Genomic DNA, 26,158 nt, shown 5'->3' with positions numbered 1-26,158 from the left:
CCCTGACAAACCCCAAATCCGGTCTACATTGAAAAGCCACTACCCATGGCGCAGGGATTCGCTTATCCTTTTCGCTGTATATGGATACAGTAGTCGTCAAGACAACTTAATGTGAAGGCATGTGAGGTGGTGAATGGCCGTCGAAGTGGTATACCGCAGCAGCCGAGATCTGGAGCGCTTGTTCATGGATAAAGCCGAAGCTGATCGTCATGACAAAATGCTCGAACTGGCCGAATATCTGGCCGATGTGCTGCAAAAAGCCGTTCCGTCCCTGACTGAACAGCAAGTGGAAGAAGCCGGGATCTACATGGCGAAGAATCGCGATGTGTTCGCCAGAGCGTTCAAGAGCCAGCCCGATGCGCTGTCGGAGCTGATCAATGCGCCGGCCGAGCCTGTCGAAAAAGCTGAAGCGGCAGAACCTGATGAGGCGCCGGCGAAGCCAGCCAAACCAGCGAAAGCGCCGAAGTAATTAGAAAGATCGCAGCCTTCGGCAGCTCCTGCACTCGGAATGTAGGAGCTGCCGAAGGCTGCGATCTTTTGCTTTCAGCGATACAAAACCTTTTCGGCCAACTCATCCGCCACCCGCGCCGGCGAACGTTTTTCCGCCTGAGCATGGGCGAAGACTTCGGTCAGCCGCGAACTGATTTTCGACAGATGCGCCGTAATCGTCGGCAACTCCTCACCGCGATGTTTAAGCGATACGTAAATCAGCCCGCCGGCATTGATCACATAATCCGGCGCATAAAGAATCCCGCGCCGTTCCAGTTGATCCGCCACATCCAGATGGGAAAGTTGATTGTTCGCCGAACCGGCCACCGCCGAGCAGCGCAGCTGTGAAACGCTGTGACTGTTGAGCACACCGCCCAACCCGCACGGCGCGAGAATGTCGCACGGCGTGCTGAGCAATGCGTCGTTGGCGATCGGGTGAGCATTGAGCTGCTCCATCGCCAGTTGCACCTTGCCGTGGTCGATGTCACTGACGAGCAACTCGGCGCCTGCCGCGTGCAGTTGCTCGGCCAGCGCAAAACCGACATTGCCAAGCCCCTGGATGGCAACGCGCAGACCTTCGAGGTTGTCGCTGCCCAGGCGCGCCATCGCCGTGGCGCGTATGCCGGCGAACACGCCCATGGCCGCATGCGGCGCCGGGTCGCCTGCCGAAGTGGTGCTGGTAACGTGGCGGGTCTGCTGGGCAATGCAGTCCATGTCCGCCACTGACGTACCGCTGTCGATGGCGGTGATATAGCGGCCGTCGAGTTGCTCGATGCAACGTCCGAAAGCCTCGAACAACGCGGCGCGATTCTCGACATGGGCCGGGCGCACGATCACCGCCACCCCGCCACCTTGCGCGAGGCCGGCGAGCGCCGCTTTGTAGCTCATGTTTTGCGCCAGGCGAATGGCGTCCTCGACCGCAGATTCGTCGTTGGGATAGGCAAGGTAACGGCACCCACCCAGGGCTGGCCCCAGATGGCTGTTATGAATGGCAATGACCGCCTTCAACCCGGTGGCCGGGTCCACGCTCAGGTGCAGCGATTCCAGGCGAGTGCTTTGCATGAGAGCGAACATCGACAGGCTCCCGAATCACTTCTTGTAGAACGCCAGTATAGGCTTGCCCCTGAAAATTGCTGGCGCGCACCGGCATGAGCCGCCGAGCGGACAATGCTGCGCCGCTATAACTCGCGCTCAACGCGCCCGGCACTGGACGAACAACCCGGACGGGGCTAAAACGAGGCATTGGAGGGAGATTTTGATGAGTGCGCGCCAACGCTTTTTCGAATGCCTGCATCGTTCACCGCCGGCCCTGCTGGAAGCTGCGCTGTGGATAAGTGCCGAGCACGACAAAACCCTCGAGCCCGAGGCATGGTTGCGCACCTTCAAGGATCTGCAACTACGCGTCAGCTATGGGCTGCCGATGCTGCCGGTCAGCGAACTGGCGCAACCGCTGTTGCGACGCATGGTCGATCTCGGTTTCGCGCAGGATGATTTCCTGCCGCTGCGCCCGCAGGCGGCGCTGCTGCATCGCGTGTTGCACACCCAACGCGGTCAGCCGTTGGCATTGGCGTTGATCGCACTGGAATTGGCGCGTGGGTTGGAGATTCCTCTGGTCGGGGTCAACTTCCCCGGACATTTTCTGCTGCGGGTACCCGGCGCCGACCACTTGCTCGATCCTTGCGGCGGGCGGCGACTGTATCCCAATGACTGCCGAGAACTGTTGCAACGCCAATACGGGCCGAACATGCAGCTCAGCGCCGAACATTTGCTGAGCGCAACGCCGGTGCAGATGCTGCAACGTCTGTCACGCAACCTGCGCCAATTGCACCTGACCCACGACGATCACATCGCCGCGCTGATCGACGCAGAACGAGTGCTCGAACTGGGCGATGCGAAGGCCTCCGATTACATGGCCCGGGCCAGTCTGTATCAACGGCTGGATTGCCCGAACGCTGAACGCTTCGATCTGGAGCATGCGTTATTGCTCAGCGAAGACCCTATCCAGCGCCTGCGCCTGACCGAACGCCTCGGCCATCTGCCGCCCAACTCCGTCGTGCATTAACTACCTTCCGCAGGCTGCCACCATCCTTGAGGCCCACACAAACCTGTGTGGGAGCGAGCCTGCTCGCGAAAGCGGTGTGTCAGCTGAATGAAAGGCCACTGACACTCCGTCTTCGCGAGCAGGCTCGCTCCCACAGGAATTACGGGGTGTCTGGTTGATTGGCAGGATGCGCCTTGATAAACGCCGGATGTTCAGCCGCCAACGCAGCCACACGGCAAATTTTCGGATACGCCTCCAGGCTGACGTTGAACCGCTCAGCCGCATACAACTGCGGAATCAGATACACATCTGCCACGCACGGCCATTCGCCAAAACAGAAACCGCTGTCGCCGATCAACTGCTCCACCGTTGCCAGCCCTTGGCTGATCCAATGGCTGATCCACTCCACCACTTGCGCCTCATTCTGCCCCGCCTGGCGCAGGCGATTGAGCACGCTGACGTTGTGCAGCGGGTGCACATCGCAGCCGATCACCGCCGCGACACCGCGCACCTGCGCGCGCGCCAGCAGATCATCCGGCAGCAACGGCACCTGCGGGTATCGCTCTTCCAGATACTCGATGATCGCCGGCGATTGAATCAGCAGCGCACCATCATCGGTGCGCAAGGTCGGCACCCGGCCCTGCGGATTGAGCGCCAGATACGCCGGTTGCCGATGTTCACCGCCCGACGGTGCGATCAGGTTGACCGGCAACGCCTGGTAATCGAGGCCCTTCAACGCCAGCGCAATGCGCACCCGATACGACGAAGTGGAACGGTAATAGCCATAGAGATCCATAAGCCGCTCCCGTCAGCGCGCAGCGATCACGGTGCCGCGACATTCGCCGAAGCCGATCGAGGCAAAACCGTCGCGGGCGCAGCGGGCACGCAGGATGATTTCGTCACCGTCCTCAAGGAATTTGCGCACTTCGCCGGAAGCCAGTTCGATCGGTTTCTTACCGCCCTCGGTAATCTCCAGCAGGCTGCCAAACTGGCCGTTTTCCGGGCCGGACAAAGTGCCCGAACCGAACAGATCGCCGGCCTGCAACTGGCAACCGTTGACGCTGTGATGCGCAACCATTTGCGCGACGGTCCAGTACATGTAGCGGGTGTTGCTCAGGGTTAAACGATGGGCGGGCAGGTTCTGCTCGCGCATGGTTTCGGTACGCAACAGCACTTCCAGCTCGATGTCGAAGGCGCCGCCATCCTGATCGCGCTTGTCGAGCAGATACGGCAGCGGCTGCGGATCACCTTCAGGGCGCGCCGGTTGCGCCGTGCGGAATGGTTCCAGTGCTTCAGCCGTCACCACCCACGGCGAGACGCTGGTGATGAAACTCTTCGACAGGAAGGGGCCGAGTGGCTGGTATTCCCAAGCCTGGATATCCCGCGCCGACCAGTCGTTGAGCAGGCAGAAACCGGCGATGTGCTCGGCAGCGTCACCGATGGCAATCGGCTCGCCCATCTCATTGCCCTGGCCGATCCAGATACCCAGTTCCAGTTCGTAATCCAGACGCGCGCATGGACCGAATACCGGTTCGGTCTGGCCGGCCGGCAGCGTCTGGCCTTTCGGCCGGCGCACGTCGGTGCCGGACGCTCGCACCGTGGAAGCGCGACCGTGGTAACCGATCGGCACGTGCTTGTAGTTCGGCAGCAGCGGGTTATCCGGGCGGAACAGTTTGCCGACGTTCTGCGCGTGCTCGATGCCGACGTAGAAGTCGGTGTAATCGCTGATCCGTGCCGGCAGGTGCATCTGGCAATCGGCAGCCAGCGGCAAGAGTTTCGCGCCTTGCGCTTCGATGTTGCCACGCAGGGTGCTGCCTTCACTGAACAGTTCGATCAGGCGTTCGCGCAAGGCAACCCGCGCCTCACGGCCAAGTTCAAAGAACGCGTTCAACTGCCCGCCGTGCATGGCTTCCACCGCACTGCGTGCGACACCGTCGAACAGACCGGCCTCAAGCGCCACCTGCAAATCGAAGATGTGCTCGCCGATCGCCACGCCAGCGCGCGGCGCAGAACCCTTGAGGCTGAACACGCCCAGCGGCAGATTCTGCAAGGGGAAATCGCTGTGACCGTTGGCCGAAGCGACCCAGCTGCGGGGGATGGAATTCTGTGTCATGGGTTATCTCCGGGTCGGGTCGAACGTGGCGGGCAGCGTCGCCCAGCAAGCGTCGTAACTGGGTTGCAACTGTGGGCATTCGAGGGCGAAACGACTTGGACGAAGCACTTGGCTGGTCTCGAACATGAAGGCCATGGTGTTATCGATTTTTGCAGGTGCAAGCTCGGCGTTGATCGCCCTGGTGCAGGTTTCGCCGTCCGGGCCGTGGGCGCTCATGCAGCTGTGCAGCGAAGCGCCACCGGGCACGAAGCCTTCGGCCTTGGCGTCGTATTCGCCCTGGATCAGGCCCATGAATTCGTTCATCAGGTTGCGGTGGAACCACGGTGGCCGGAAGGTCTTTTCGGCGACCATCCAGCGCGGCGGGAAGATCACGAAATCGAGGTTGGCCAGACCGTGCACGCTGGTCGGCGAGGTCAATACGGTGAAGATCGAAGGATCGGGATGATCGAAACTCACCGTGCCGATGGTGTTGAAACGGCGCAGGTCGTATTTGTACGGCACGTTGTTGCCGTGCCAGGCGACCACATTGAGCGGTGAGTGATTGAGTTCGGTCGCCCACAACTGGCCAAGGAATTTCTGTACCAGAGTAGTCGGTTGCTGCAGGTTTTCGTAGGCAGCGACCGGGGTGAGGAAATCCCGTGGATTGGCCAGACCGTTGCTGCCGATCGGCCCCAGATCCGGCAGGCGCAGCGGCGCGCCATGGTTCTCGGCGAGGTAGCCGCGTGCCTGTGGATCGAGCAGTTCGACGCGAAATTTCAGGCCACGCGGCAGAACGACGATTTCCAGCGGCGCCACTTCGAGTACGCCCAGTTCGGTGGCGATACGCAGGCGACCGAGTTGCGGTACCAGCAGCATTTCCCCATCGGCGTTGAAGAACACCCGCTCCATCGAACGGTTGGCGGTGTAGTTATAAATGCTGATGCCGGAAGGTTTTTCGGCGCCAGCATTGGCCGCCATGCTGACCAGACCATCGATGAAATCCGTTGGCTCGGTCGGCAGCTCCAATGGATTCCAGCGCAGGCGATTGGGCGTCACTTCACCCAAAGGTCCGCCGGCCAGTTGCCGTTCCAGTTTGACGAACGCCGGGTGGTTGGCCGACGGCTGAATCCGGTACATCCAGGTGCGCCGCGCTTCGCTGCGCGGCATGGTGAACGCGGTGCCGGAGAACAGCTCGGTATACAGGCCGTACGGGGCTTTCTGCGGAGAGTTCTGGCCAACGGGCAGCGCGCCGGGCAACGCTTCAGTGCTGAATTCGTTGCCGAAGCCGGACTGGTAAACCAGGTCCTGCGCGGTTGAATCGGGGTTCATGGAGCCTCCTGAACAGGGAGTCGGCAGTGGCCCATCGCTCTGGCTCAGAGGTCTCGGCACGCCGGGGTTGTTATTATCGTAATCTGATTACGCATAACGTAATTTGCTCGCTATCCAGCGTCAAGCTATAAAGACGCCCATTCGAACCGGAACCGCCATCCCCATGGAAAAAACCAGCGACAGCAACGGCAAACAGAAAGTCCGCTCCGCCGAAGTCGGCACCGACATCCTCAAGGCTTTGGCCGAGTTGTCACCGTCGACTTCGCTGTCGCGTCTGGCCGAACATGTGCAGATGCCGGCAAGCAAGGTGCATCGCTATCTGCAGGCGTTGATAGCCTCCGGATTTGCCGAACAGAACACCGCCACCAACCATTACGGCCTCGGTCGCGAAGCACTGCGCGTGGGCCTGGCCGCGCTCAACAGCATGGACGTGCTGAAAGTTGCCGCCCTGCCGCTGTCCGAGCTGCGCGATGAACTCAACGAAACCTGCTTTCTCGCGGTGTGGGGCAATCAGGGCGCAACCGTCGTGCACATTGAACCGGCGGTGCGCGCGGTGACGGTGGTGACGCAGTTGGGTTCGGTGCTGCCACTGCTCAGCTCGTCCACCGGGCTGGTGTTCAGCGCTTACCTGCCGCACCGGGAAACCGATGAATTGCGCGAGCAGGAGATCGCTGTCGAGAAGCATCCCCTCAAGGACGAAAAAGCCTATGCAGCGCTGTGTGAACAGATCCGCGAACGCGGTCTGCATCACGTGCATGGTTTGTTGATGCCGGGTGTGGATGCGCTTTCTGCGCCAGTGTTCAACGCGGTCGGCCAGATCGCTGCGGTGCTGACCATCGTCGGCCCGACCTCACTGTTCCACGCCGACGAAAACGGCCCGGCGGCGCAGCGGTTGTTGGCTGCGACCCGGGCCGTGAGTTGGCGCATGGGTTACGAAAGATAAATCAGACTATGAGCGCTCGAAACGGCTCAGCGAACCGTGGTCTTGCTTAATGCAGACTCAGCCTCTTGCATCAGTGACTTGAAGAACCCGATCAGTTCATCGGCGGGGTCTTCATGGCCGGTGTAATACGTAACCAGCTCCGCGACCGTGCGGGCGTCTTCAAACAGACTGAGAAACGAGCGTTGCGCACGGGTAAGTTCTTTAGCCGGCGCCCCCGCCGCTGCAGCCTGACCCAATGTCAGCAGTCCGCTCAATACATCCTGCACATGCCCCAGCGCGGCGGAATAATCACCGCGTCGGTGCGACTGCGACGCGTCGTAGATGCTTTTCATCACCTGCACAGCCACCACCACAGTGCCTACGGGTGGCACCAGCAGGCTGACAATGTTTGCGGCCTTCAACAGATTTTCATAAACCACACTGGCGATTATTTCGTTGAGACTGGTGGTACGTTCGTCGATGTCACTCAATACACGGCGCACTCGCTCGTCATGGAAAGTGAACAGATCGGGCAGTAACGAACGCTGCTGTGTGCGAATGACCGGTCGGGTATCAACCGTTGCGACCAGATTATCGAAGTAGTCATTGGTCACTTTCTGGTCAACCAGCAGTATCCGCTCGCTGTAATAGCTCCTGAATGGGCCTTTTCGAAAACGAATCGAAGGAATGAACTCAGCGATCGGTCGGAAGTTGACTTGATCCGGTGCGTCAGGCGTATAGAGCAAGTCGAAGAAACCTGACGACAACTTCAGTCGAAAAATATAAACGCCGCCAACCGCGCGGTCCCCAGGAGTCGTCAGACCCAGCGCGCCAATATTGAATTTGTACAGCCCGATATCACCTTCGGCGGTGCTGGTCCCTACCGACTGATAACCGCCACTCTCTTTCAGGTTATCGATGACCCCTTGGACAGCAGAGAAAGACTCTGTCGATAATCTGCCGTTGGTGAAATCGGCAAACGCATTGCGATACATCTCACAGCGGATTTTCCGGGCGTGTACCGCGCGCTTGAAAGCGTGATCAGGATGAGCCTTGTTCAGATATTGCTCTTCCAGCATCGCGCTGTATCGGTCACCAGGGCGGAAGGTTTTCGATAGCGAAGACAAATCCCGGATATCCAGTTTTTCAACGAGGGGATGTCCATTCACCAAGTAATATTTGGGGCTGTACTTGGTTTCATAGGCCGGATGATCCGCTTCGAAAGCGAGTCCCTCAAGCAAGACGTCGGTAACGCTCTTACGAAACTCTTCGGTCTGAATAATGATCTGGTCGGGATTGACCGAAATGTTGCTGCCGCGCGAACGCAACAGGTCTTCTATCTGGGCTTTCACCGCGTCATAGGTGAACTGCTCGAATGTCGGAAAACCATTGTCTCTTGCATCAACCGTGGACAGCGCCTTGAGTTCGGTTGTCAGACGCGAATAGCGCTTGCGCCCCTCAATGCCAAGCGCCCGATAAGCTGCCGGTGCAATGGCCTTGTGCAGCGCAACTTCGGCTCGGTAGGCGACATTTACGTAGTCCGCCAAAGGTGCCTTGGCGTTCAGATAAAGATCGACCGGCCGGCTATCAAGCGTGTAGCGGTAGCTCAGTTGAGTACCAGCGCTGCCAAGCAACTCACCCGCCTCGTGCAGGTAGTCGGGATGGATCACCAATGCGGCGTATTCACGATCCGCCGACAATGCCGACTCCAGCCAGCGGTTCGCCGCGTAGATATCGGAAAATTTCTGCAGTTCGAATTGCCCGTCAGCTGTTTTGACCAACATCAGCGACGGTGCGTATTCTTTGGCCGAAATCATCAGAACATCTTTCAATGCTGGGACTTGCAGCCTGATTTTCAAGCCCTGAATAGTCACCGCAGGGTCGTTGGCCATGGCTCGCGCGATGATGTTCGCATCGGTGGAATCCAGCTTCCCGGACTGGCGAGCTACAAAAACTGCAAACTCCATCTGGCTGAAGAGATAGTTGCGATAGGCCTCCTGCCAAGCAACCGACGGCGAGTATGCAAGACTGCCGGTAAACTCCAGGCGCAGATTACGATTTTCCAGCCACTGCTCGAGCGCTACTGCCGTCAGCCGACTTCCGTCGGGAGCGCCGATGATGGTCAGAGTCGCTTTGTAACCATTGTCGTGCAGACCGAAAACAAGAAACTCCGTCAGCGTCCGGGTTTCTTCCTGTTCGATGGTCCGTCCGGCAATCTGCAAAGTGTACGAGCTATGGACACTGATCGCTTCTGGATCCAGACGTTCGTCAAAGGCCCTCTGCGCCCATGCGGCGAACGTGCGCAGCACATAGTCCTTGAAAGAAAAACACGTATCGAACGCGCTCGAATATGCAGCCTCATACTGGTCTTTGGATTCTTCAAGCTCGCTATAACGTTGTTGAACATCGCTACCAGCGGCATGCAGCCAAAGCGGCCAGTCGGTGCGCTTCAGTGCCGCCCAGAGCAGATAGAAACGGGTGTCGATGCCGTAACGCAGCACATGCAGGCGTTGATTCTCCTGAAGCATGGAGGTCAGCGGTTTTTCCAGTTGTACCCGGCCACTGATCAAGGTTGCCACGCTTTCAAGCTGACCTTTGAGGTGAGCCTCTGCACAAAACGCATGAGGACTTTGCGTGGCTTTCGGATAACTGATCTGCTCGCTACGCAGGGAAAGTCTCTGCTGAAGTTTGCTGTGCAAATCGGTATTTCGTTCAAAGAACTCAAAGCCGTTTTCCGGCGTGTGCAGCAGATAGGAAGTCGACTCGTTGACCAGTTGCATCTCTGCGACCGCACGCTCGGCGTTGTCCAGAACGAAACAGGGCTGGCGCACCAGAAGATAATCCTGTGCCGGTTGCAGGTTGACTTCAAACGCTGCGCGACCGGCATCTGCTTCCAGCAGATGAGCGAATCGCTCGCCCAATCGGGCATCGAAATTGTTGGCCATGACCGACAGCGACATCTCTGCACCGGTGACCACGGCATAGGCCATGATGAAAGCCTGTTTGTTCGACAGCGGTGCATTATCGGCATGGACGGGTTTCGCTGGCGCAGCCCAGAACTTTGCGATCTCGGCTCGCAATGTTTTTTCCAGTCCGGCAGTTACAGCAGCGATCAGATCTTCAACAACAATGGTATTGAGCACCTTGACTTTGAATTGCTCACTGAACGTATCCGGCAGAACAAAAACCCCATCGCCACCCATAATATATGCAGGACTTATATGGTTATTCAGACAATGAACCGTTACCTCCCAAAGAGTGCCTGATGGCCGATTTTCATCGGCAGGGAAAGCAGGATCCGTATTGATATAGACCTTGTCGATATCAACTGTTTTGCCCAGACGCTTCAATTCACCTTCAAGCATGTTGCGCAGAATATCCAGCACGCTCGGCATGGCGTCGATGATCTTGAACAGATCTGTTTTAGCCTGTGTTGCCTTTTCCCACTCTTCCGGCCAGGTAACCTGCTCACCGAAAGAACCACGCATCAAACTTTTATATAACTTGGCCACAAACTTTCCTTACTTGATTATCCAGAGCTGCAAGTGCAGCCACCGCCGATAATTGCAAGGTAGTTTCTTTTTCAGCCGACATGAAGCTCGAACAAATTACAAAACATGCCACCCAACAACGAACACCATGTTGTGCTACTGAAATTTACAAAACTAAACCAGTATCCCCATCAACTTGGCTTTCGCCACAGCCTGGGTTCTGCGTTCTACACCCAACTTACCGTTAATCCTCCTCGCATGGGTTTTTACTGTATGTAATGAAATAAACAGTTGCTCGGCAACTTGCTGATTAGAAGCCCCTTGAGCAATCAACATCAGCACTTCGCGTTCGCGCCGACTGAGGCCAGGCGCCTGATCATCGTTTTCCCGTGGCCAGGCAGAAACCTCCTTGCCAGACCCAGTGAGGCTACCTCGGCGTAATTCCCACTCGCGCACGGCTTGCTGCAATCGGCAACGCTCCGCCAGCGTTGCGGCTCGCTGGAACGCTTGCTGCGCCGCTACCGTGTCACCGTGCGCCTCGGCCAACTGGGCGAAGGCCAGCAACAGCTCCGTTTCCGCCGCCAACATGCCTTTGGCCTGAGCGCGCTTCAACAATCGCTCAATGGTTGGCAGAGCGCTTTCGTCCGGGACCGATTGCGCATTCGCGCAGGCCAGCAGGTATTCGATGCGAATAATCAGTTCGAACGTCGCGGGTGGCGCCTGCAACGCCGAAGGTCCCCGGTAATGCCGTAACAGTCGGCTCAACGCTTCTTGCGCAAGATGCGGTCGGCCCTGCTGCAACCAGAACTGGCTGCTCACCTGCAACACAACACCGCGATAGACCGTATCGGGAATCTGCCGCTGCTGCATGACCCTTTCGGCCTCGCGCAGGCGTTCGAAAGCGCAGGCATAATCGCCGCGATTGCCGGCCAGTTGCGCCTGCCCCAGATAACCATACAAGACCCGCTTGTCGTGGCTGCGCAAGCAATCTTCAAGGCCTTCGCTGAACAACTGCGCAGCCTGCTCTTCAAGGCCCATGCACAGCGCCAGTCGTCCGCGCCGCAGGGCAATCCGGCCGAGCAGTGGCAAGGGCAGCGTGGCGCGCTGGCGCAGCAAGTGCTCGATCTCCACCAGCAGGCTTTCGGCACGCAAAGGCGCGCCCCGCTGCTCGAGCCATTGCGCATGGTCAAGCTCAAGCAAGCCTTCGAACAGCAAGGAGCCGTGAGCACGCGCCAGGCACAGCGCTTCGCGGTTGAGGGCATGGGCCTGATCCAGCTCGCCGCACAGTAACGCCTGCTGGGTCAGTCCCGACAGGCACATCAAACGCGCCTGCCAGGCATCGTCAGCCAGCGCAGACAAAGCCTCCTGAAAGCAGGCGCGTGCCGGCTCCATTTGCCCTTGCAGGTGAAACAGCCATCCCTGTTGCGCCTGCCAGCGGGCCAGCAGTTGCTGCTCCAGTTGCGCTGTCGGCTGCGGCATGAAGCGGCCGAGATGAGCCAGGCATTGCCCGGCCTGTTCGAACCGGCCGGCAAACAATAAGGCGCCCGTGACCAGCACGATCAGCTGTGGTGTCATCAGGGTCAGCTGCTGGCTTTGCTGCTCGTGCAAACGCAACAGCAGGACGACGGTCTGGTCTTCGAACAAGTCTTCGAAGCCGAAATGCTGCAACAGGCTGACGGCAGTTTCGTATTCCTCGGCCAACAACGCTTGCTCGAACGCCGCTCGCCAATCCTGCGTCGCGCTGAACCACTGACAGGCGCGCCGGTGCCAGGAACGCGCACACGGCCAGTGCGACTCCTGGATGATTCGCGACAGCGGGCGGAACACCTGGAGCCAGTCAGCGGATTGCTGCCATGGCTCGATAAAGCAGCCCAACACCTGCAGATCGTGCAGCAGCCGCGCGCCTTCGCCGGCGCCGAACAAATGCTCGCAAAGCGGCGCATTGAACCGTGGCAGGTGAGCCAGCACACGCCATGCCTCATCCTGCTCCGGCGTCAGGTTGCTGAACAGTTCGTGCTGCAGATAATCGAGCAGAGTGTCGACACGCTGCTGCGGTTGCAGGTTTTGCGACCAGTCGCATTTCTGCAGGAGCGCCATGCGCGCCCCCGCGCACCAACCGCCAGTACGCTGGATGATACGGGTGGCGACGCGGTCCGCCTGGTCAGGCGGCAAATGGTGCAACACCGATACAACTTCATCGTGAGTCAGCGCCAGGCTGGCACTCTCGAATTCGTAGAGTTCGTCATCGAGCAACAGGCGCGGCCAGTTGCACTGCGGCCGGCGGCGAGTGCTGATCCACCAGGTGAGCGCCGGGCTGCTGACCGCCAGCAAGCGATCCAGCAGAGCATCCACAGCCGGATCCGGCAGCCGACTGTAATCGTCGATGAACAGCGACGTCGGCCTCGACCAATGGGCCAGCTCCGCCATCAGCTGCGTATCATCAAGGCCTTCGACCAGCCCGAGCGCCCGCGTCAGACGCCGGCAAAATTCATCGGCGCTGAGCGCTGCTCCCGCCAGCGGCAGCCAGATGGCCTCGCACTCCGCGCGCACCTGAAGAAGACATTCGGTGAGCAGTGCGGTTTTGCCACTGCCTGCCGGCGCGCACAACAGCCTGACCCGTGCGTTCGATGTCAGCAAAGGCGCAGTCAAGCGACTGCGAGGCTGATGATGTGAAGAAAGCCTGGGCAAAAATCCGGGTCGATCCAGGCACGGGGTCATGGCGGTCATCGGGTGAGCCTTCTTATCGTTGTGCGCTCACCCTAGCCCTCTCCCGCGCCCTTGTTGACGAGTATTCAGCACGCTGATTGATGGCCATAAAAAAGGCGACCGTGCGGTCGCCTTTTGTCCAGCGGTACAGCAGAGCCGTTAGCGCACGCCCTCGGCGCGCAGGGCCGAAGGTGTGTAATCGGCAGCCTTGGCTTCAAAACCGAATTCGAAGCTGTGCTTCTCTTCGTTCTTCATGCCCAACGCAATGTAGCGGCCGGCAATGATGTCGTAGAGCGCTTCCAGCGTGTAAGCCTGAGCCTGATGATCGTAGTAGTACTGCGCGTGACCTTCGGCAACGCGCCACAGTTGCCCGCGACCGTCGTAATGATCGGCCAGCGCCACTTGCCAGCTGTCCTCGTCGATGTACATGTGGCGCTTGGCGTAGATGTGCCGCTCGTTCGGTTTCACCGTGCCGATCACTTCCCAGACACGGTGCAGTTCGTAACGGGTCAGGTCCTGATTGATGTGCCCGGCCTTGACGATGTCGTCGTACTTGAGCTTCGGCGAGTCGAGCTTGTAGCTGTTGTAGGGAATGTACATTTCCTTCTTGCCGACCAGTTTCCAGTCATAGCGATCCGGCGCGCCGGAGAACATGTCGAAGTTGTCGGAAGTCCTCAGGCCATCGGCTGCTGTACCCGGACCGTCATAGGCCACTTGCGGCGCGCGCCGGACCCGGCGTTGACCGGCGTTGTAGATCCACGCCAGACGCGGTTCCTTCACCTGATCGAGAGTTTCGTGCACCAGCAGCACGTTACCGGCCAGCCGCGCCGGAGCGGTCACCGATTGCTTGAAGAAGGTCAGCACGTTGGCGGCTTTTTCCGGGTCGATGTCTTTCATCAGTTGCGGCACGGCGATCTCTTCTTCGAAGCGGATCGGCGTGTAGCTGCCGTTGGTCTGCGGCGTGACCTGGGTAATGATCCGCCGCAGATTGCCACCGTGATAACGGGTGATGTGGTTCCACAGCACCTCGACGCCGTTCTTCGGAATCGGGAAGGCGTAGTAACGATTGCCAGTGAAATTGGCCAGGCCGTTGCCGTCATTGATCGCGTTGACGTTCAGCGCACTGCGCTTGGCCGACTCGTAGATTTCCGCCGGCGCGCCCACGGTGCGGTGGGTCGGGTAGACCGGGATCTTGTAGGTTTCCGGGTAGCGCTTGAACATCGCCACCTGGCCATCGGAGAGTTTGCTTTTGTACTGCTCGACGTTCGCGGCGGTGATGGTGAACAGCGGTTTTTCGTTGGCAAACGGGTCGGCGAGGAAGCCCTTGCTGTCCACCGCACCGGCGTTTTTCGGGATGCCGCCGGTCCAGGCCGGAATCGATCCGTCCGCATTGCCGGCCTTCTCGGCGCCAAGCGGGGTCAGGCTGGTGCCGAGCTTGTTCGCTTCATCCGGCGACACCGCCGCCATCACGTTGGCGGCCAGCAGACTCAAGGCCAGCACGCCACATTGCAGAATCGTTTTGCGCATTGCAGTCATCCTTCTCGGGCAGATCAGAAGTTCACGCCGAAGCTCAGGGCCACGAAGTCACGGTCTTCGAGGACGTTGTAGTCGCCACCGAAAAAGTCGGTGTAACTCAGGCTTGCGGTGTAGGTGTTGCGGTAGTCGGCATCGACGCCGAAGCTGATGGCTTTCGCACCTTCGTTGAACAGTCCGTTGGGGCCGTAACCGGCGACGTCGTGCGACCACGACAGGTTGGGTTTGAGGTTGATCCCGCCGATGACGTTGGCGTAATCGAGAATCGCCCGGGCGCGATAGCCCCACGAAGTCGAGGTAACGAAGCCGTCGGTATCGCCGCCGAAACCATACTGGCCGTAGACCGAATCACGGCCATAACGCAGCTCACTGCGTGACTCCAGACCACCGACATGCACCACCGCCGCTTCGCCGACCACGGTCAGGCGTTCGGCGCCGAGCACCTGATCGAAGAAGTGTGTGAGGGTGCTTTGGATCTGCGTGACTTCCTTGCGCCGGTAGCCTTTGTTGTCGGCACCCGGCGAAGTGGCGAGTGGCGATGCGGTGCCGCCGGCAATCGGGTTGACCAACGCCAGGGTGAGATCGTTGGTGTTGACCTGCACCGGCGCGTTCGGCCGGTAGCTGATCTCGCCGGTCCATGCGGTGCCCGTCGGAAGAGTGGTTGAGAAACTCGCGCCGTACAGGCGAATGTCTTCCGGATATTCGAGGTAATACTGACCGCGCCCGAGCATCACGCTTTGCGCCAGCCCCGCACCACTGCCGGGCGCGAGTCCGTTGGCAATGCCGACCATGCCTGGCAACGCCGCCAGTGTCGACAGCCCCGCCGTGGTGGTGCCGACCGTCGGCGTACGGCTGTGGTAGTTCATGAAGTAGAGGCCGTACTCAGTGTCGTCGCCGAGCCAGCGCAGCGCCGTGCCCCACTGCCCGGAATCGCGCGCATCGCGATCACCGCCACGGGGGATCACCACGCCTTCGCGGGTGACCTGAATGCCTTGGCCGAATGCGGTGGTCAGCGGCACCAGTGGCGCCACCGCTGGGCTGCCGACGGTGTAGCCGTTGTTGCAACCGTCCGCCGCCACGTCGACGCCGAAGAAGGTGCCGCAGTTGTCGAGAACGGTCTGGTCCCACTCCAGTTGGTAGAAGCCTTCGACCGAAAGTTTGTCGGTCAGGCTCTGCGAACCAAACAGCATGTTCACCGGAATCAGGCCTTCCTTGATCTCCGCACCGGGACGGCGGAATGCCGAGACGTCGACCGGGTTGATGCTGTTGATCGAGTTGCCGATGAAGGTACTTTCGCCCCAGCTCACCACCTGCTTGCCGGCCCGCACAGTGCCGGGCAAATCGGCGATGGCGTAGTTGTGATAAACGAAGGCATCGAGGATCTGCGCGCCGGAAGACTTGGCGCCTTCCTTGCGGCCGCTGTCGCTGATCTGTTTGAACTCGCGGTCTTCGTCCTTGAGTTCGAAGTCGTACCAGTATTTGCCCCGCACGAACACGCCGGTATCGCCGTACTTCAGTTCGAGGTCATGGATGCCCTTGAAGATCTTCGAAAAGGTTTCGCCCTTCTTGAAATTCAGGCGCCCGTCATCACCGGTGGACGATTGTCCGCTGCCGCCATTGACCGTGCCGACCAGCGAGTTGTCGGCATCGCGCAGGCCCCAGCTCGCGCCGACCGAAAGTGACGAGTCGAAGGTGCCTTCGATTTCGCCGATGTTGAAGGCGACCGCGTGCGCCTGGGCGCAGCAACCCAGAGCCACCGCAGCGGCCAGCGCCTGCGGTGTGAAGATGGCGCGCATTGTTGTTTTTGTCATGCGTCTTCCCCGGTGAGTGACAGAAGGCCCCACCCTACTGCCGGGTGAAGCGGTCGATAAGCGCACCAAGGAGGTATTTGCGTTGTCGCTCGAAAGGATGAATGGCCTTGTACGGCGGGGCCTGGGGCGGTTCATGGACTGGCTGGATAGCGCGTCATCAGCGCCATCCATGCGCACGCCACTGTTGCGCGCCCCGTAACAGTGCATGTCTGGAATCGGTATTTTTCCTACAGGCTTGAGACCTTATTCTGAGCGCGCTTTCCTCGGCACACGCCGCAAAGCGCCAAGCTCGCCACGCTGAATCGCGAGCGACTGGCTACAGATTCTGGATAAATCGATGTTTTCGGTTTACCGCCCCGGTGTTCACTGACGTTGATTTGTAGCTCCTTGATCCAACGTCTTACCTTGGCCGCTGCGTTTGCAGCGGCCTTTTTTATGGGCGTTTAAAAAGGCTGGTTAGCGGTTCGGGAGCGCTTCCGATCAGCGCGTCAGACATTTCTTCGAAGCTCGGACGAATTCCCTCTGCATCGATGAAAACCCGCGAAAACCCTTTCGACATAACGCCCTTTTACCGACGGGCTTCTCGGATTTGATTACCGCCACTCTGATGTAACTTGAAACACCTCAACCATTCGCTGGTGACACGGATGTCATCGCCACCCGTGCGCACTTTCGAGCGAGTGAAAACGCACATTCAAAAGGATATGAATATGCCAAAGCCTCCACCGTTAGAACTGGATCCGCGCCAGCGTGACATTGCCGAAGGGGTGCGCCGGGAGCAGGAAGAAATCCGCGTACGCGAACAGGCGCGTCTGGCCGCGTTGGCGGAGAAACAGCGTCGGGATACCGAACAGGCTCGACTGGCGGCTGAGACCGCGCGCCTGAATGCTGAGGCTGAAGCTCGGGAGAAAGAGCGGCTGGCTGCGTTGAAAATCGCCCAGGCCGAGGCACAAGCCAAAGCTGAAGCAGCGGCGCTGGCCAATGCGGCAGAACAGGCTCGGTTACAGGAGAAACGCAAGCATGTCTTTCCGGCTTATGGAGCAGTGGCCCGCAACGGCCCGGCCGCTTCTTTCGCTTCGACAGCCGTCCCGCTCAGCCCGGCCACCTCGGCGGGAATACTCAATGCGTTACGTACGGCAAAAGCGACCCTGACAGCGACGGGCACGGCGCTGTTCGGCAGTCCGGTACTGATGGGATTCGCAGCGCTGTTGATGCCGTCACCTCTGGGCAACGGCGAACGCTTCGCCATGAGCGTTCCACTGGCCGAGTTGTCGTCCGAGCCGGCCGAGTCGCTGCGTGAAATCGCAGACCGGCAGGGCACTTTGGAGATGCAGGTCGGGCTAGGGATCAGGCGACTCGGGGCTGGCACGCAAGTGTTCGTCGCTACGAGTGATGACTTCCATATTCGCTCAAGTGTGATGGTCCTCAATGCCGCATACGATTTGCTCAACGACGCATACCAGGTCGCGCTATCGAACTCGCCCACCGACTTGCTGACCTGGACTCCGGCTATCTCGCCGGGAGACCAATCGACCGCCTTGCCAATAGTGGATACCGGTTCGCCCGCCTATTCCGGCGCTTCCGTTGTTCCGATTGAAGGGCGGCTGGATCTGAACCCGATCCTGGTCGAACGCTGGGATCGATTCATCATCGTTTTTCCAGCCGATTCGGGGATAGAGCCGCTTTATGTGGTGTTCAGCAGTCCTTATGAGGGAGCAACCGAAAAGGGAAAGCACAGCGGGCGTGGTTTCAACCCAGACGAGACTGGAGATGAAATGACATAGTCACTGTGTTCGCGTTACTTCAGGCAACGCCACATCTGGACATGATGATCAGACGCCACAATCGAGACCTGATCAACGAGTATGGGACCTTGGAAGCATCGTACGCTCGGCTCTCCGCTGCCGGGATTTTGCTGGAGGGGTAAAAAGGGCCTAGCTATCAAAGGACCTAACTGGCAGCCGCCCAAGTTCATGACAGAACAAAGATACATTTGAAAACTGGAGCCACCAGCCGCGAAGGCTGGTGGCTTCGTTACCTTCAAATCGAATACTTCTGCAAATTCGCCATCATTTCCTTCAATGCTTCAATATTGTCCTTCGGATGCGCCGCGCCTTCGAAATCACAAATCTGCTGCCAGTGCGCCGCCACATCCTCTGGCGAGAACCCCTCGCGCGGATCGAAGCCGGCACCGAGGCTGCGTTCCCAGCGCACCTTGCCCATCCAGCCGCCGCCGACCTCGAACAGGCCGGACGTTTCCTGGCATTGCTCGCTGGCCAGATACACCACCAGCGGGCTGACCAGTTCCGGCTTCAGTTGCTCGAATACTTGCGGCGGGATCAGGCCCTCGGTCATGCGCGTGCCGCCGGTCGGGGCGATGGCGTTGACCAGAATGTTGTTCTTGCGTCCTTCGATCGCCAGCGTTCGGGTCAACCCGTAAAGCCCGAGTTTGGCCATGCCGTAGTTGGACTGACCGAAATTGCCATAGATGCCTGAAGTCGACGCAGTGAAAATCACGCGGCCGTAATTTTGCTCGCGCAGATGCGGCCAGGCGGCACGGGTAACCTTGTAGGCGCCTTCGACGTGGACGCGATAGACCAGATCCCAGTCGGCGTCGTCCATCTTGTGAAACGACTTGTCGCGCAGGATCCCGGCGTTGTTGACTACGACGTCGACGCGGCCGAAGGCATCAAGGGCGTTCTGTACCAGTTTGTCGCCGTCAGTCACCGAGTCGTGGTTGGCTTCGGCAATACCGCCGGCCTCACGGATTTCCGCCACTACGCGGTCGGCAGCCGAAGCGTTGGCGCCCTCGCCCTGCGTCGAGCCACCGAGATCGTTGACCAGCACTTTGGCGCCCTGTCTGGCGAACAGCAGCGCATGCGCACGACCGAGGCCGCCACCGGCGCCGGTCACTATCACGACTTTATCTTCGAAACGCACAGGTTCATTCATCGCGGCAACTCCAGCAGGCCAAGGGATATTGCCCCGAGTGTCAGGCACGGCGCTTTGGGTCACAACGAACACGGCTGCGGCTGAATGGTGCGCGATAAGGCTGAGGGATGATCGAGTGTCAGGACGCCGAGAGCCCGTGCTCTCGGCGAGAATCAGGAGTACGCCACTTTGCGCGGAGGCAATACCAGACGATCGCGGAACGCCAGATAGTGCTTGAGTACCAGCACCGGCGCCTCGGTTTGCGGATAGTGGCCGATGCCGGGTAAGAGCACGGTGTCTGCATCAGGGATCAGTTCGCGATATCGCTCGACCATGTGCACGCCGGAGATCGGGTCAAATGCGCCGTCGATCACCCGCAAGGGAATGTCACCCTGCTGCATGGCCGTCACCCAGCGCTCACGTTGCATCCGGCGCTCGGGGATATAAGTGATCAATTTATGCAGGATGCGCGGGCCATGGTTGCTGTCGACCAGACTCCAGTAATCATCCAGTTCGCTTTCAGTCGGCTGGGTCTGCGGGCCGAAGATCTGCCGGAAACCTTTGACCAACGCCTCACGACTGAATGCGCGACCAAGCAGCCAGCCAATCGGACTGAGCAGCAGTTTCTGCATCAGCAGTGGACGATGAGTTTCCGGAAACAGACCGCCATTAAGGAATACGCAACTGGCCACTTCAATGCGCTTTTCGTAGTGCCGCGCGAGCAGTTCCTGAGCAACGCTGTCGCCATAGTCGTGGGCAAGAATATGCACCGCTTGTTCAACCTGCAGATGGGCGAGCAGCGCCTGTTGCAGATCGGCCTGTTCCAGCAGGCTATAGGTGTGATTGCGCGGTTTTGCCGAATCGCCGAAACCGAGCATATCGCAGGCGATCACCTGATAACGCTGGGCCAGTGGCTGCCACAGGTAATGCCAATCCCAACTGGCGGTGGGGAAACCGTGAATCAACAGCAACGGTTCACCCTGCCCGACTGTCCAGTAGCGGATCGACTGGCCACGAAAGACAAAAGTCCGGCTGCGCTTGCGCCAGACACACAAAGGAATCTCGGCAAGTGGCATTAGAATTTATACCCCGGATCCTGCAGGTCGAGTTTGCGCAGCAGCGCCGGCCACGCCAGCGCGCCGCCCATGCCCTGCGCGCTCTTGGTGACGCCGGCAATCATCGCTTTGGCGCCGGCGAGAATCTGCGGTTCGATGGCGATCAGTTCGGTCCCTCCAGTCTGCGCCATGACCTGAATGTCGCAGGCCCGCTGGAAAGTGAACATCATCAGAAAAGTGTCGGCGATAGTCCCGCCGCAGGTGAGCAGACCGTGGTTGTGCAGCATGAGGAAACCGTTGTCGCCAAGATCGGCTTGCAGGCGCGCCTTTTCTTCATGATTCAGGGCCACGCCCTCGTAGGCGTGATAGGCCAGGCTCGACAACACGAACAACGACTGTTGACTGATCGGCAACACCCCCTGCCTTTGCGCCGACACCGCAACGCCTGACGCGGTGTGCGTATGCAGCACACAAACCACATCGTGGCGCACCTCGTGGACGGCGCTGTGAATGGTATAGCCGGCGGGGTTGATTTCGTAGGGGCTGTCCATGAGTTTGTTGCCGGCCTGATCGACTTTCACCAGGCTTGAGGCGGTAATCTCGTGGAACATCAGGCCAAACGGATTGATCAGGAAATCTTCGGTGCCGGGCACCTTGGCCGAGATATGCGTGAAGATCAGATCGTCCCAGCCGTGCAGCGCGACCAGACGGTAACAGGCGGCAAGATCAACGCGGGTCTGCCACTCGGCAGCGCTGACCTTATCTTTGACATTCGGCGACGATTGGACGGGGGCTACGCTCACTGTATGCACCTCTGCGTTCTTCTTGTTCTGCTCGTGTCAGCAGTCTAGTCAGGCGCAGGGCATCGCGTAGTTGCATTGGCAGCCAGCTTGATGACTGAACGAGTCAGCCGGGCAAACAGCCTGGATCCGTTGCAATGCAACAACGCTTATAAGGTGCAGCGATTATTGCCCGCAATCAGCCCTTGAGCGCTTCGATCAACTGCGCCAGCCACGGCTCGGCATCGGTTTCCGGCGTGACGCTTTCGCTGGCGTCGATGCGCAACATTTCCTGAACCTCGTTTACGCCCAGTTCGGCAAACAGTTCGCGCATCTGCTCGCCACCGCCGCAGAAGGTGTCGCCGTAGCTGGCGTCACCGAGGGCAATCACCGCGCCGGGCAGGCCCCGCAACGAAGCAGGCAACTGATCGCGCAGGGTCGAATACAACGGTTGCAGGTTGTCTGGCAGCTCGCCCATGCCAGTGGTCGAAGTGACGGCCAAAAGAGCCTCAGGAGCGAACGCCTGAATATCGGCCAGCGCGGCCCGCGAGTTGTAGAAGGTTTCAAAGCCGGCGGCTTTCAGCAGGTTCTGGGCGTGGCGGGCGACTTCTTCGGCGGTGCCGTAGACCGAACCTGAGAGGATGGCGACTTTCATCAATCTGATCCTGGAACTGAAAAAAAAGAGCCGCGATAGTAACAGCCCATGCCGCGAAGTTGCGATTGGCTCTCAATGCAAGCGGATGGCCTATAGACAGTCCGCGGCTTTCTTCTAGAATGCCTGCCACTGACATAACGGAAGGGATTCTCGGATGATCAACGCCAGCCTGCTGCAAATGGTGATCAATGCGTCGAATGACGGAATCGTGGTCGCTGAAAAGGAAGGCGAGCAGGACAACATCCTTATTTACGTCAACCCTGCCTTCGAGCGCATGACCGGTTATAGCAGTGAGGAAATCCTCTACCAGGACTGTCGTTTTTTGCAGGCTGGAGACCGTGATCAACCAAGTCTGCAACTGATTCGCGAGACATTGCGTGAAGGCGGTTCCTGCCGGGAAATCCTGCGCAACTATCGCAAGGATGGCACGCCGTTCTGGAACGAATTGTCATTGTCGACGATAAAAAATGCCGATGACGGGCAGACCTATTTCATCGGTGTGCAGAAAGATGTGACGGTTCAGGTCAAGGCGCAGCAGCGGGTTGCGCAGCTCGAAGCTCAAGTGGCGGCGCTGCAAAGCGAGCTGGCGGCACTCAAAGCGACGAACGGCGCAAACAAAACCGCGAACTGACGGTCATTAACTACAATCACCAATGACTTTGTAACTATTCACTTCGAGTTAGCCATGCAGCGCGACGCCCTCCTCACCCAGGACGAGCTGGATTTCATCCAGACAATGCAGCACAACCCGCAACTGAACGTGCGGGATGCGACGTCGAGTCTGCTGGTTAATGGTGGTTCGCAGATCCGTGACCTGCTGACACGTCTGGCTGCTCACGAGCAGGTGACGATCCAGGCCAACTTCGAAAATCAACAGATGACTTTCCCGCTGCATCTGGTGGAAGACGAGTTCCACGCACTGCATCTGCGTCTCGGGGTGCCGAGCATCTACGAAGACGGGCCGATGGTGCGCCCATGGCGTCTCGTACTCGAGGAGCCGGTGGCATTGGAAAACGCCAAAGGCCAGCCCGGCACGCTGTGGGTGCACGAGGTGTCGCACAAAGGTGTGTTGCTGGAAGTGCGCAACAAGACCAAACCACCGAAACATTTCGCCCTGTGGTTCAGCCCTTCCGGTTATGAGCGCATCTCGTTGCGCGGCCATTTCGAGCGTGAAACCGAGCAAGGTTTCTTCGCTTACGAACTGAGCCAGACCGATGCCGACGAAACCGAGCGCCTGCGCCAGTTCATCCTTCAACAGCATCGCCTGACCCACCCCGCCCTGCACGCCTGAGTCTCAGGTATCCAGCTTGCCTGCGATGAATTGCTTCATGCGTTGACGCATCGTTGCGCCCTCATTCCCCAGACATGCAACGGATGAACCGGCGAGACTGTCTTCGGCCAGTTCCGAGGCATCGCCGGCCAACATCAATTGGCAATCGAGGCTCAGTGCCAGACGATTCAGGCGCCGGGGCAGCTCTGGACCGGGGGCATGATTGGAAAACAACACAAGTGCGTCAGGCTTGACCTTTTCGCAGACCAGCGTCAATTCATCGAAAGGCTGGCCCGTGGTCAGCACCCGCACGCCAGAATCGTTGCCGCTGAGAAACAGCGCCGCGACCAGCAACTCAAGCTCTCTGCACTGCCCCGCGAGCGCGCTGACAATCACCCGGCGCGGTTGCGCACCCCGCAACATGACAATGCGCTGCAGTACACGCACCCTGAGAAATCCGTCGAGAAACAACCATTCGCTGGTTTGCCCGAAAGCGTCCTGGCGCTGCAGCAGTTGACGCCACAACGGCATCAGAATGGCTTCGAACACCACCGGCAGCGCGTACGACGAGAAAATCTGCCCGTAGACGCGATCCAGCTGCTGATCGTCGAACGCACTGACCGCCTGCTGAACCTGCTCCTGCCATTGCTTGTAATCGGCCTGCACATGGTCATCGGGGATGAAGTTTGCCAGCACCTTCAGAGGCTCTGTTTTCGCCAGGATCTTGCCGACTTTGCTCACGGCCACGCCGCGATCGATCCAGTCGACAATGCTGCGCACGCGCTCGATATCGTTCATTGAATACAAACGATGCCCGCTTTCGGTGCGCGTCGGCTGGATGAGTCCGTAACGGCGCTCCCAAGCACGCAGGGTCACCGGGTTGACGCCAGTCAGGCGCGCCACTTCGCGGATGGGAAACAGCTCTTCGCGCTCGATCGTGCCGAGTGCTGTCGAAGCCGGGCGAGGGTCCGTGATTACAGGCATCTGGCGGTCAACTTCCATGTCGGTTCATTGGATCCCATTTTAAACATGATGGACTGGAAACCTTCAAGTAGTGATCTACGACGAATGTGGCTGGTTTAATCGACAAAATCAGGAATAATCCTTGCTTGCTGCAAAGCGCAGGTCTCTACCCCGGCCTGCGTCAGGCGAAGCTCTTACCCGGAGCGACGCACTCGAAATACGGAGATACAAAATGTCTACTTCCCCCGTCACGCTAATGGTAGCGCGTCGCGTCGCTGATGGCCGTTATCACGATCTTATCGCCTGGTTGCGCGAAGGCGAGCAACTGGCCACCGACTTCCCCGGCTACCTCGGCTCCGGCGTCCTCGCGCCACCGCCCGGTGACAACGAATTCCAGATTATCTTCCGCTTTGTCGATGAGCAGACCCTGCACGCGTGGGAATACTCGGCGTCGCGTACCGCCTGGCTTAACCGCGGCAGCGATTTGTTCGAACATCCTAAAGAGCACCGGGTCAGCGGCATTGAAGGCTGGTTTGGTGCTGCCGGCCAACGCCCGCCGCGCTGGAAACAGGCCGTGGCGATCTGGCTGGCGTTTTTTCCGGTGTCGCTGATATTCAACTTTGCCCTCGGCCCGCTGCTCGCTGAGCTGAGCCTGTTGCCGCGCATCTTGATCGGCACGGCGTGCCTGACGCCGCTGATGGTGTATTTCTTCATCCCGTTGTCGACGCGTCTGCTGGCGAACTGGTTGAACAGCACGCCGACGCGGCCATTGGCTGGCGCACCGTCGGCGCAGAATCGCTGATCTGCAGCGGGCGGCGAGCCTGTTATAGTTTTCGCTTCAACCGCGATGCGAGCCGCCCATGCCAGATTCCGCAGCCCCGATCCTCATCACCGGCGCCGGCCAGCGTGTCGGTTTGCACTGCGCGCAGCGCTTGATCGAGGATGGCCACCCGCTGATTTTCACTTACCGCACCGAGCGACCGGGCGTACAGGCCCTTCGCGATCTTGGTGCGACAGCGCTGTTCGCGGACTTTTCCAGCGAGGCCGGGATTCTTGCCTTCATCGATGCGCTGAAAGCCCACACCGACAGCTTGCGCGCCGTCGTGCATAACGCCTCCGAATGGCTGGCAGAAACCCAGGGCAGCGAAGCACAGGCCTTCAATCGCATGTTCAACATTCACATGCTCGCGCCTTACCTGATCAACCTGCACTGCGCCGAGTTGCTGCAGCGCTCGACGCCTGCCGACATCATCCACATCAGCGACGATGTCACCCGCAAAGGCAGCAGCAAGCACATCGGTTATTGCGCCAGCAAGGCCGGGCTCGACAGTCTGACCCTGTCGTTTGCCGCGCGCTTTGCGCCCGCCATTAAGGTCAACGGCATCGCTCCGGCGCTGCTATTGTTCAACCCCGACGATGACGCCGCCTACCGCAGCAAGGCGCTGGCCAAGTCCGCGCTGGGTATCGAGCCGGGCAGCGAGGTGATCTATCAGAGCCTGCGCTATCTGCTCGACAATCCCTATGTCACCGGCACGACCCTGACCGTCAACGGCGGCCGGCACGTCAAATAGGCCGTCCCGCTTCAGCCGCGAGTCGAGTAAGATCCACCTGAACGCCTGCAATAGACTGGACGGAGCAAATCAATGCCACAACTTCAACCGGGAATGGCGCGCATCCGGGTCAAGGATCTGCGCCTGCGCACCTTTATCGGCATCAACGAGGACGAAATCCTCAACAAGCAGGATGTGCTGATCAACCTGACCATTCTGTACGCAGCGCAGGAAGCGGTGCGTGACAACGACATCGACCACGCGCTGAATTACCGCACCATCACCAAAGCGATCATCGCCCACGTCGAAGGCAACCGCTTCGCCCTGCTCGAACGCCTGACCCAGGAATTGCTCGACCTGGTGATGACCAATGCATCGGTGCTGTACGCCGAAGTCGAAGTCGACAAGCCCCACGCGCTGCGCTTCGCCGAATCGGTATCGATTACGCTCGCAGCGAGCCGCTAGCTTCAAGCCTCAAGCCGCAAGCTGTAAACTTTGCTCACAGACACCCATCTTGCAGCTTGAAGCTTGCCGCTTGAAG

The 26,158-nt window shown here is 59.3% G+C and carries 21 protein-coding genes and 1 pseudogene; 9 read left to right on the top strand and 13 right to left on the bottom strand.

Going from position 1 to position 26,158, the window contains the following annotated elements; translation table 11 throughout:
* Positions 1-133: 133 nt before the first annotated feature.
* A pseudogene (locus tag ASG55_RS00975) lies at positions 134-388 on the top strand (YebG family protein); the annotation flags it as partial.
* Positions 389-543: 155 nt separating this feature from the next.
* Here the strand turns inward: ASG55_RS00975 and ASG55_RS00970 are convergent.
* Positions 544-1,563, bottom strand: coding sequence for a Glu/Leu/Phe/Val dehydrogenase family protein (locus ASG55_RS00970; protein WP_041479665.1), 1,020 nt, complete (start codon positions 1,561-1,563; stop codon positions 544-546).
* A gap of 184 nt (positions 1,564-1,747) precedes the next feature.
* Here ASG55_RS00970 and ASG55_RS00965 point away from each other — a divergent pair, with 184 nt between their 5' ends.
* On the top strand, positions 1,748-2,551 hold the full coding sequence (locus ASG55_RS00965) for a SirB1 family protein (protein WP_056782998.1): 804 nt from the start codon (positions 1,748-1,750) through the stop codon (positions 2,549-2,551).
* 139 nt (positions 2,552-2,690) lie between these two features.
* On the opposite strand, the gene maiA is transcribed toward ASG55_RS00965, so the two are convergent.
* Genes maiA through hmgA form a run of 3 tightly spaced genes read right to left on the bottom strand, consistent with a single transcriptional unit; the run spans position 2,691 to position 5,951 of the window.
* Positions 2,691-3,326 carry a maleylacetoacetate isomerase gene (maiA, locus tag ASG55_RS00960; RefSeq protein ID WP_056782996.1) on the bottom strand — a complete coding sequence of 212 codons (636 nt, stop codon included), beginning with the start codon at positions 3,324-3,326 and terminating at the stop codon, positions 2,691-2,693.
* Positions 3,327-3,338: 12 nt separating this feature from the next.
* Positions 3,339-4,643, bottom strand: coding sequence for a fumarylacetoacetase (gene fahA, locus ASG55_RS00955; RefSeq protein ID WP_056782995.1), 1,305 nt, complete (start codon positions 4,641-4,643; stop codon positions 3,339-3,341).
* A gap of 3 nt (positions 4,644-4,646) precedes the next feature.
* Entirely contained in the window at positions 4,647-5,951 is a 1,305-nt protein-coding gene (hmgA, locus tag ASG55_RS00950) for a homogentisate 1,2-dioxygenase (RefSeq protein ID WP_056782993.1), read from the bottom strand.
* Positions 5,952-6,114: 163 nt separating this feature from the next.
* Between hmgA and ASG55_RS00945 the strand changes: the two genes are divergently transcribed.
* Complete coding sequence (locus ASG55_RS00945; protein ID WP_056782991.1) at positions 6,115-6,894, top strand: IclR family transcriptional regulator; 780 nt, start codon at positions 6,115-6,117, stop codon at positions 6,892-6,894.
* A 26-nt stretch (positions 6,895-6,920) separates the two neighbouring features.
* Here the strand turns inward: ASG55_RS00945 and ASG55_RS00940 are convergent, their stop codons facing one another.
* The 4 genes from ASG55_RS00940 to ASG55_RS00925 form a co-directional block, all read right to left on the bottom strand.
* On the bottom strand, positions 6,921-10,385 hold the full coding sequence (locus ASG55_RS00940) for a dermonecrotic toxin domain-containing protein (protein WP_056782990.1): 3,465 nt from the start codon (positions 10,383-10,385) through the stop codon (positions 6,921-6,923).
* Between the two features lie 153 nt (positions 10,386-10,538).
* Entirely contained in the window at positions 10,539-13,091 is a 2,553-nt protein-coding gene (locus tag ASG55_RS00935; protein ID WP_056782989.1) for a LuxR C-terminal-related transcriptional regulator, read from the bottom strand.
* Between the two features lie 138 nt (positions 13,092-13,229).
* Entirely contained in the window at positions 13,230-14,597 is a 1,368-nt protein-coding gene (locus ASG55_RS00930; protein ID WP_039759308.1) for a DUF1329 domain-containing protein, read from the bottom strand.
* A 23-nt stretch (positions 14,598-14,620) separates the two neighbouring features.
* Positions 14,621-16,414, bottom strand: coding sequence for a DUF1302 domain-containing protein (locus ASG55_RS00925; RefSeq protein WP_041478005.1), 1,794 nt, complete (start codon positions 16,412-16,414; stop codon positions 14,621-14,623).
* Positions 16,415-17,061: 647 nt separating this feature from the next.
* Between ASG55_RS00925 and ASG55_RS00920 the strand changes: the two genes are divergently transcribed.
* Positions 17,062-18,198 carry an S-type pyocin domain-containing protein gene (locus ASG55_RS00920; RefSeq protein WP_082530249.1) on the top strand — a complete coding sequence of 379 codons (1,137 nt, stop codon included), beginning with the start codon at positions 17,062-17,064 and terminating at the stop codon, positions 18,196-18,198.
* A 256-nt stretch (positions 18,199-18,454) separates the two neighbouring features.
* Here ASG55_RS00920 and ASG55_RS00910 read toward each other — a convergent pair whose 3' ends face one another.
* From ASG55_RS00910 to ASG55_RS00895, 4 genes are all read right to left on the bottom strand, one after another.
* The gene (locus ASG55_RS00910) at positions 18,455-19,366 is read right to left on the bottom strand and encodes an SDR family oxidoreductase (protein ID WP_056782986.1); all 912 of its coding nucleotides are present in this window, start codon (positions 19,364-19,366) and stop codon (positions 18,455-18,457) included.
* A 152-nt stretch (positions 19,367-19,518) separates the two neighbouring features.
* Positions 19,519-20,421, bottom strand: coding sequence for an alpha/beta fold hydrolase (locus ASG55_RS00905; RefSeq protein ID WP_041478003.1), 903 nt, complete (start codon positions 20,419-20,421; stop codon positions 19,519-19,521).
* A complete protein-coding gene (locus ASG55_RS00900) occupies positions 20,421-21,203 on the bottom strand; it encodes a class II aldolase/adducin family protein (protein WP_056782983.1) in 783 nt (260 codons plus the stop codon). Before ASG55_RS00900 ends, ASG55_RS00905 begins: the two co-directional genes overlap by 1 nt.
* Positions 21,204-21,378: 175 nt before the next feature.
* A complete protein-coding gene (locus tag ASG55_RS00895; RefSeq protein WP_056782981.1) occupies positions 21,379-21,834 on the bottom strand; it encodes a flavodoxin in 456 nt (151 codons plus the stop codon).
* Between the two features lie 154 nt (positions 21,835-21,988).
* On the opposite strand from ASG55_RS00895, the gene ASG55_RS00890 reads away from it, so the two are divergent.
* Positions 21,989-22,465, top strand: coding sequence for a PAS domain-containing protein (locus tag ASG55_RS00890; RefSeq protein ID WP_024011640.1), 477 nt, complete (start codon positions 21,989-21,991; stop codon positions 22,463-22,465).
* Positions 22,466-22,519: 54 nt separating this feature from the next.
* Positions 22,520-23,125 (top strand): hypothetical protein, encoded by a 606-nt coding sequence (locus ASG55_RS00885; protein WP_024011639.1) that lies wholly within the window; start codon positions 22,520-22,522, stop codon positions 23,123-23,125.
* A gap of 3 nt (positions 23,126-23,128) precedes the next feature.
* Here ASG55_RS00885 and ASG55_RS00880 read toward each other — a convergent pair whose 3' ends face one another.
* Positions 23,129-24,088 (bottom strand): MerR family transcriptional regulator, encoded by a 960-nt coding sequence (locus ASG55_RS00880; protein ID WP_056786739.1) that lies wholly within the window; start codon positions 24,086-24,088, stop codon positions 23,129-23,131.
* A gap of 211 nt (positions 24,089-24,299) precedes the next feature.
* Here ASG55_RS00880 and ASG55_RS00875 point away from each other — a divergent pair, with 211 nt between their 5' ends.
* The 3 genes from ASG55_RS00875 (at position 24,300) to folX (ending at position 26,082) form a co-directional block, all read left to right on the top strand.
* The gene (locus tag ASG55_RS00875; protein WP_041477999.1) at positions 24,300-24,869 is read left to right on the top strand and encodes an antibiotic biosynthesis monooxygenase; all 570 of its coding nucleotides are present in this window, start codon (positions 24,300-24,302) and stop codon (positions 24,867-24,869) included.
* Positions 24,870-24,927: 58 nt separating this feature from the next.
* Positions 24,928-25,638, top strand: a complete 711-nt coding sequence (gene folM, locus ASG55_RS00870) for a dihydromonapterin reductase (RefSeq protein ID WP_041477998.1) — start codon at positions 24,928-24,930, stop codon at positions 25,636-25,638.
* A gap of 72 nt (positions 25,639-25,710) precedes the next feature.
* Positions 25,711-26,082 carry a dihydroneopterin triphosphate 2'-epimerase gene (folX, locus tag ASG55_RS00865; protein WP_016771653.1) on the top strand — a complete coding sequence of 124 codons (372 nt, stop codon included), beginning with the start codon at positions 25,711-25,713 and terminating at the stop codon, positions 26,080-26,082.
* Positions 26,083-26,158 lie beyond the last annotated feature (76 nt).

This window comes from Pseudomonas sp. Leaf434 (genome assembly GCF_001425545.1).
GTDB classification, from domain to species: Bacteria; Pseudomonadota; Gammaproteobacteria; order Pseudomonadales; family Pseudomonadaceae; genus Aquipseudomonas; species Aquipseudomonas siliginis.
The sequence above is the reverse complement of the archived record's forward strand: the minus strand, read 5'-3'. Positions and strand labels throughout refer to the sequence as shown.

Bases quoted from the DNA above. Each gene is read 5' to 3' on its own strand.
- ASG55_RS00970 (WP_041479665.1), bottom strand. From the start codon at position 1,563: ATGTTCGCTCTCATGCAAAGCACTCGCCTGGAATCGCTGCACCTGAGC.
- ASG55_RS00965 (WP_056782998.1), top strand. From the start codon at position 1,748: ATGAGTGCGCGCCAACGCTTTTTCGAATGCCTGCATCGTTCACCGCCG.
- maiA (WP_056782996.1), bottom strand. From the start codon at position 3,326: ATGGATCTCTATGGCTATTACCGTTCCACTTCGTCGTATCGGGTGCGC.
- fahA (WP_056782995.1), bottom strand. From the start codon at position 4,643: ATGACACAGAATTCCATCCCCCGCAGCTGGGTCGCTTCGGCCAACGGT.
- hmgA (WP_056782993.1), bottom strand. From the start codon at position 5,951: ATGAACCCCGATTCAACCGCGCAGGACCTGGTTTACCAGTCCGGCTTC.
- ASG55_RS00945 (WP_056782991.1), top strand. From the start codon at position 6,115: ATGGAAAAAACCAGCGACAGCAACGGCAAACAGAAAGTCCGCTCCGCC.
- ASG55_RS00935 (WP_056782989.1), bottom strand. From the start codon at position 13,091: ATGACCGCCATGACCCCGTGCCTGGATCGACCCGGATTTTTGCCCAGG.
- ASG55_RS00930 (WP_039759308.1), bottom strand. From the start codon at position 14,597: ATGCGCAAAACGATTCTGCAATGTGGCGTGCTGGCCTTGAGTCTGCTG.
- ASG55_RS00925 (WP_041478005.1), bottom strand. From the start codon at position 16,414: ATGACAAAAACAACAATGCGCGCCATCTTCACACCGCAGGCGCTGGCC.
- ASG55_RS00920 (WP_082530249.1), top strand. From the start codon at position 17,062: ATGTCATCGCCACCCGTGCGCACTTTCGAGCGAGTGAAAACGCACATT.
- ASG55_RS00910 (WP_056782986.1), bottom strand. From the start codon at position 19,366: ATGAATGAACCTGTGCGTTTCGAAGATAAAGTCGTGATAGTGACCGGC.
- ASG55_RS00905 (WP_041478003.1), bottom strand. From the start codon at position 20,421: ATGCCACTTGCCGAGATTCCTTTGTGTGTCTGGCGCAAGCGCAGCCGG.
- ASG55_RS00895 (WP_056782981.1), bottom strand. From the start codon at position 21,834: ATGAAAGTCGCCATCCTCTCAGGTTCGGTCTACGGCACCGCCGAAGAA.
- ASG55_RS00890 (WP_024011640.1), top strand. From the start codon at position 21,989: ATGATCAACGCCAGCCTGCTGCAAATGGTGATCAATGCGTCGAATGAC.
- ASG55_RS00885 (WP_024011639.1), top strand. From the start codon at position 22,520: ATGCAGCGCGACGCCCTCCTCACCCAGGACGAGCTGGATTTCATCCAG.
- ASG55_RS00880 (WP_056786739.1), bottom strand. From the start codon at position 24,088: ATGCCTGTAATCACGGACCCTCGCCCGGCTTCGACAGCACTCGGCACG.
- ASG55_RS00875 (WP_041477999.1), top strand. From the start codon at position 24,300: ATGTCTACTTCCCCCGTCACGCTAATGGTAGCGCGTCGCGTCGCTGAT.
- folM (WP_041477998.1), top strand. From the start codon at position 24,928: ATGCCAGATTCCGCAGCCCCGATCCTCATCACCGGCGCCGGCCAGCGT.
- folX (WP_016771653.1), top strand. From the start codon at position 25,711: ATGCCACAACTTCAACCGGGAATGGCGCGCATCCGGGTCAAGGATCTG.